Source organism: Microtetraspora sp. AC03309, assembly GCF_020826795.1.
GTDB classification, from domain to species: Bacteria; Actinomycetota; Actinomycetes; order Streptosporangiales; family Streptosporangiaceae; genus Microtetraspora; species Microtetraspora glauca.
Genome location: NZ_JADDIL010000546.1, coordinates 1 through 431, shown reverse-complemented (window position 1 = coordinate 431; position 431 = coordinate 1). Strand labels below are relative to the sequence as shown.

The 431-nt window shown below is 62.9% G+C and carries 1 protein-coding gene; it reads left to right on the top strand.

The window, feature by feature from the left end:
• Positions 1-431: SDR family NAD(P)-dependent oxidoreductase (locus tag IMZ11_RS44285; RefSeq protein ID WP_228649763.1), on the top strand; the 431-nt coding region annotated here is incomplete at both ends.

Here is a 431-nt window from a genome sequence, read left to right as displayed (position 1 = left end):
CTGATGAACAACGCCGGCGTGATGTTCACCCCGTTCGGCCGAACCCAGGACGGGTTCGAAACCCAGTTCGGGATAAATCATCTAGGACACTTCGCCCTGACGAACCTGCTGGTGCCGCAGTTCGTCGAGGGCACGCGGATCGTCAATCTCTCCTCTGAGGGACATCGCCTCGGTGACATCGACCTGGACGATCCCAACTGGGAATGCCGCGAATACGACAAGTTCGCCGCGTACGGCGCCGCCAAGACCGCCAACATCCTGCATACCGTCGCTCTCGATCACCGACTGCGCGATCGTGGCATCCGCGCGTACGCAGTACATCCGGGCATGGTGGCCACCAACCTCGCCCGGCACATGTCGGCCGATGATGTGCTCGCGGTCAGTGGACAAGCCGGCGCCATCGAAGTACGCACACCCGAACGGGGCGCTGC